The sequence below is a fragment of the Acinetobacter sp. YH12117 genome, from assembly GCF_013418865.1.
GTDB lineage: Bacteria > Pseudomonadota > Gammaproteobacteria > Pseudomonadales > Moraxellaceae > Acinetobacter > Acinetobacter indicus.
In genome coordinates this window covers 1-4,770 of record NZ_VPBF01000070.1, presented here as the reverse complement: position 1 = coordinate 4,770, position 4,770 = coordinate 1, and the positions used below count along the sequence as shown (strand labels likewise).

Sequence of the window (4,770 nt, the reverse complement as noted above, 5' to 3'; positions counted from 1 at the left end):
ATACTCACAAGGTACGGAAAGCTTTCAGCAATTTGCTATTCGTATCGCTGACATGCTTTTAGAGCCTGAAAAGTTCAGAGAGCTTTATCCATGTTTAGAAAAAGCAGGGTTTCAAGCATGATGAAATTAACCAACCTATTAGAAGAATTTCACGGCACACAAGCTGAATACCTCGATATCGTAAATTATGAAATTGCGAGGGAAAATATATGCAGTTATATCTTCCTATTATCCCGAATATCCCAAAATGCCGAACCCACCGAAAAAATGCAGATGGAAAGCAAAATAGAGGACTTAATTTACTATCGGGATAATTTGCAGATCGAAGATAAGGAAAATATCCAAAAGGTCTTAAATGAGCTAATTCCAGAGTATAAAGCCGAACAAGAAAAACAAAGAGCTAAGAAAAATTAGGCTTTCTTTTTAGCTTTACTTTTTTGCTTTGGCTTAACAATAAATTGCTCTCCCAAAGCCTTGCCTTGTTTAAAAGTGACGATTTTCTTAGCTTCAATTTTAAGTTTTTCGCCAGTTTTAGGATTGTGCCCCATTCTTTCGGCACGCTGTTTTACTTCAAAAGTCCCAAAATCAACCAACCGAACATTTTTATCTTCAACTAGGGCTTCTGTGATTACCTCAAGAACAGAATTTAGAACAATTCTTGCTTCATCTTGGGTAATGTTTAATTTAGGCGCTAATTTGGCAATTAAATCGGCTTTATTCATAATTAATTCTCCTCAATATTTGGTAAGTCAAAAAGCTGTCTATCTCTATTTTCTGTTAAATAGTCGTTGAGTTCAGCGAGTATTTTTTCTTTATTGGCTTCATTCGCATTCATTTTTTTAATCAAGTAAGAACCGAGCAAAATTTTACGCCGAGTATCGTCCTTTCTTTCCTGCTCTTTCTGTTTCGATTTTTCTCTAGCTTCGATAGCCTGTTTACGAGCCTTTAACTGTTTCAGCTTCTCTAACTGGGCTTCGATTTTCTTTTCAAGAGTTTCAGCAGCTTTTGTCATGATTCAGATTTCGGGATATAGAAAACCACTCAAGCATAAGGCCCTATGAATTGAAATTCAAGCGGGCTATATGCTATCGTGTTTTTCATGAAATGCGCACTTACGACTTGGATTTCATCCAAGTCAAAGTTTGCGTAAGGGGATTCCCCTTAACCCCAAAAAACTGCTACGCAATTTTTTAAAAGCAAAAGCATCTCAAGGCGACTGCATGGCAATTTATCATTGTTCCACTAAAACGGTTAACCGAAGTTCGGGAAGAACTGCGGTTGCATCTAGTGCCTATCGTGCAGGTGAAAAACTAGAAGATGAACGCACAGGACTGACCCATGACTTTACGAGAAAAGACGGTGTCGCCCATTCTGAAATTCTGTCTAATTTAGATATTGAAATTGACCGTGGTGAACTTTGGAACTTGGCAGAAAAAACCGAAAACCGCAAAGATGCCCGAACTGCTAGAGAATGGGTGATTGCCCTACCTGATGAATTAGACGCTGATCAACGTAAGGACTTGGCAAAAGACTTTGCCAGGTCCTTAGTTGATCGCTATGGCGTGATCGCAGATTTAGCCATCCATGAACCGAGCAAAGGCGGTAATGATAAGAACCATCATGCCCATATCATGCTCACCACCCGAAAAGCTGAATTAGACCCTGACAACAAGCTCATTCTAACCACCAAAACCGATATTGAACTCAGCAACGCCAAACGAAAAAGCCTTGGTATGGGGACAACCCAAGAAGATATTAAGCAAATTCGAGAAACTTGGGCAGACTTAGCCAACAAAGCATTGGAACGTGCAGGCTATCGAGAAAAAATAGACCACCGCAGCTATGCCGATCAGAACAACGGACTACAAGCCACCATCCATGAAGGCACCAAAGTCACCCAATTACGCAGACAAGGCATAGATACTGAAATTAGCCGTTTTAATGACAACGTCAAACAGCAAAATAGCCAACAGCTTCACCAACAGAAACAGCAAAAAGAAAGCGTTTTACAGCGTGGTTTAAACCGTGTCGATCAAGGTTTTGATCAATGGCAGAAGAATCAAGAAAGCAAACGTCTAGAACTGGAACGCCAAGCGGAAATGAAGCGACAGCAAGAATTAGATAGACAACGAGCCGAGCAAGCACTCCGCAAGGCATCTCAAAAACGAAGTAGAGGCGGAATGTCATTATGAGTAATCAAAATGATCTAGATGACCAGTTATATATTTTATTGGCATCCATGAAAGAATACAGGGAAGCCATAGCAGATGATAACAAGCGATTAGAGACGTTTTACAATAAAGTAGCTAGTGGGATACTAGAACAGAGCAAAAAGACCCTAAATAACGCAAATCAAGATGCTACACGCGCTATTCAAGGTCGTATTCAGGAGTTAGATAAAGCCACCGATAAATTGAACTACAGATTTATTGCCTTGTTGTGTGCAATTTTCCTTAGTCTGGTATTAGTTTTCCTGTCTTTTATATTTTTATTTATTCCAAGTTTTGATGAAATCCAGCAGCGACGAGCAGAAGCAGCTTGGTTAGAACAGAGTTACAACCTAGATATTAAAAATTGTAATGGTAAATCTTGTGTGCGGATCATGAAAAATGACTGTCACGGAACGAATAAGGATTATTGTGTGATTGATCCTAAATAATTACTGATAAATACTTTGCTCGGCTCTTCTCTTAATCTTATTAATAACGGATGTTGCAAAGTGGCTCGACTTTAAAACATGGCAAAAGCCATATTTCAAAGCATCGAGCTAAATTTTAATTAAACACGTTTCAACCCCATGATATGACGCACCATATCGTTAATCTGCTGTTTTGTTTCATCATCTTGAGAACTTAGCCAAGTTCACTCCAAACTGCTATTTATGAAAAGGATTATCAAAATAGTCTTTCAACATTGAAATTATTAAGATCAATATAATTATGAAACAAATAATAATTCCAATGATATAGATATCCATAAGCTTAACCAAACTGGTTTAAATTATTGAATAATGATACTTCGATGTAATTTTTTGTAACAGGGGGTGTAGTAATTTTATTTTTAAATTTTCCTAAAATTAACATAATACACCTTATACGAAATACGTTATAATTCCACTTAGAAATCAATGCTGTAGTTTCTAGTTTATAGCCCATCTTCCCCAAGGTGGGCTTTTTTTATGATTTTTCACGTTCCACGCCTATTATTTAAGCAATGTTTCACAACTTTGATTAGCTTCATTAAATAATTAAAACCTAGATAATAAGAACCGAGCGAGTGTCTACGAGCGATTGAGCATCATCAAAATTTCACGCTCGCCCTTTCTCTGATTACAAGCTTCCTTTAGATTTTAAACGGTAGATACAGAGCATCCCGAATGGGTGCGAACTTTGGAGCTTTTGCTTTTCAAAAAGTATGAGCGAAGCGAATACATTACCAATGCTTTTGCTTTTAGATTTCACAAACAGGATTAACCAAAAACTGCCCCTCGAAGCGAGGAACGAGCTTCAATAGAGTACGAGCTTTAGCGAGTACCTAGGGCAGTTTTTAGCACTCCCCTCTTTTTAATAATTTTATAATTTTATAATTTTAGACCACTTATTCATATTAATAATCAATGGCTTATATTGCTATATCTATACGTTTATGCAGTCTTATCTATACGTTTATGCAGTCTTATCTATACGTTTATGCAGTCTTATCTATACGTTTATGCAGTATTGCTATACGTATTTAATCTATGTAATATAATTACAACTAAAAAGAATGTATGTATAAGAAATGGCAAATGATTTAGTTGTTAAAAATAATGCGCTGATTGATGCAAGTTATACCTTGAGCTTAGTAGAACAACGCTTAATTGGATTGGCTTTGGTCAAAGCTAATAATCAGCACCAAGAAATTACCAGTGATACAGTTCTGACCATACATGCAGGGGAATATGCTGAACAATTTAAGGTTGATGGTTCAGTAGCTTATCGAGCATTAAAAGAAGCATCAGAACGGTTGTTTTTACGCTATTTCTCATACACCTTATATGGCTTGGAATTTGGTAAGGAATACACTTTTAAACGTCCCAAAAAGCTAAGAGATTGCGATATACCAACCGTTATGAAATCACGATGGGTACAAAAGATCGGTTATACAGAATCAGAGGGTTTATTACACTTCCAACTTACCAGTGATGTTGTCCTATTGGTTGCTAATTCAAAAGAATATTTCACAAGCTATTACTTATCACAAACTACCGACTTTACCAGTACCTACGCTACTCGATTGTTTGAACTCCTAATGAAATGGAAAAATGTCGGACATATTCCATTTATTGAAATAGAACAATTACGAGGGCAATTAGGTGTAGAACCTAAGCAATATAAAATTATTTCTAACTTTAAGTTGCGAGTCCTAGATGTGGCTGTGGAGCAAGTGAATCAACATTCAGACTATACGATTAAATACGAGCAACATAAGCAGGGGCGGACAATTATAGGTTTTTCATTCAAATTTAAGCCTAAAGTAGATAAAATCTCAAAAAAAATAATATCTAAGCAAAATCGTAGTAACCCTGATTTTTTTATAAAATTGAGCGATCCACAACGCCATTTATTTGCAAATAAAATGTCTGAAATGCCCGAAATGAGCAAATACTCACAAGGTACGGAAAGCTTTCAGCAATTTGCTATTCGTATCGCTGACATGCTTTTAGAGCCTGAAAAGTTCAGAGAGCTTTATCCATGTTTAGAAAAAGCAGGGTTTCAAGCATGATGAAAT

The 4,770-nt window shown here is 36.8% G+C and carries 6 protein-coding genes; 4 read left to right on the top strand and 2 right to left on the bottom strand.

The window, feature by feature from the left end:
* Positions 1–117 precede the first annotated feature (117 nt).
* Positions 118–414, top strand: coding sequence for a hypothetical protein (locus tag FTU55_RS14535; protein ID WP_087554523.1), 297 nt, complete (start codon positions 118–120; stop codon positions 412–414).
* Here the strand turns inward: FTU55_RS14535 and FTU55_RS14530 are convergent.
* Together FTU55_RS14530 and FTU55_RS14525 are read right to left on the bottom strand one after the other, a co-directional pair.
* Positions 411–722 carry an HU family DNA-binding protein gene (locus FTU55_RS14530; protein WP_004916110.1) on the bottom strand — a complete coding sequence of 104 codons (312 nt, stop codon included), beginning with the start codon at positions 720–722 and terminating at the stop codon, positions 411–413. The two genes, FTU55_RS14535 and FTU55_RS14530, sit on opposite strands and share 4 nt — an antisense overlap.
* A 2-nt stretch (positions 723–724) precedes the next feature.
* Positions 725–1,012, bottom strand: coding sequence for a mobilization protein (locus FTU55_RS14525; RefSeq protein ID WP_087554522.1), 288 nt, complete (start codon positions 1,010–1,012; stop codon positions 725–727).
* 208 nt (positions 1,013–1,220) lie between these two features.
* Between FTU55_RS14525 and mobQ the strand changes: the two genes are divergently transcribed.
* The 3 genes from mobQ (at position 1,221) to repM (ending at position 4,764) form a co-directional block, all read left to right on the top strand.
* The gene (gene mobQ / locus FTU55_RS14520; RefSeq protein ID WP_180047438.1) at positions 1,221–2,192 is read left to right on the top strand and encodes a MobQ family relaxase; all 972 of its coding nucleotides are present in this window, start codon (positions 1,221–1,223) and stop codon (positions 2,190–2,192) included.
* A complete protein-coding gene (locus tag FTU55_RS14515) occupies positions 2,189–2,659 on the top strand; it encodes a hypothetical protein (RefSeq protein WP_180047437.1) in 471 nt (156 codons plus the stop codon). Before mobQ ends, FTU55_RS14515 begins: the two co-directional genes overlap by 4 nt.
* 1,121 nt (positions 2,660–3,780) lie before the next feature.
* Entirely contained in the window at positions 3,781–4,764 is a 984-nt protein-coding gene (gene repM / locus FTU55_RS14510) for a replication initiation protein RepM (RefSeq protein ID WP_087554524.1), read from the top strand.
* Positions 4,765–4,770: the final 6 nt, after the last annotated feature.

Coding starts and splice junctions, on each gene's coding strand:
- FTU55_RS14535 (WP_087554523.1), top strand. CDS start 118: ATGATGAAATTAACCAACCTATTAGAAGAATTTCACGGCACACAAGCT.
- FTU55_RS14530 (WP_004916110.1), bottom strand. CDS start 722: ATGAATAAAGCCGATTTAATTGCCAAATTAGCGCCTAAATTAAACATT.
- FTU55_RS14525 (WP_087554522.1), bottom strand. CDS start 1,012: ATGACAAAAGCTGCTGAAACTCTTGAAAAGAAAATCGAAGCCCAGTTA.
- mobQ (WP_180047438.1), top strand. CDS start 1,221: ATGGCAATTTATCATTGTTCCACTAAAACGGTTAACCGAAGTTCGGGA.
- FTU55_RS14515 (WP_180047437.1), top strand. CDS start 2,189: ATGAGTAATCAAAATGATCTAGATGACCAGTTATATATTTTATTGGCA.
- repM (WP_087554524.1), top strand. CDS start 3,781: ATGGCAAATGATTTAGTTGTTAAAAATAATGCGCTGATTGATGCAAGT.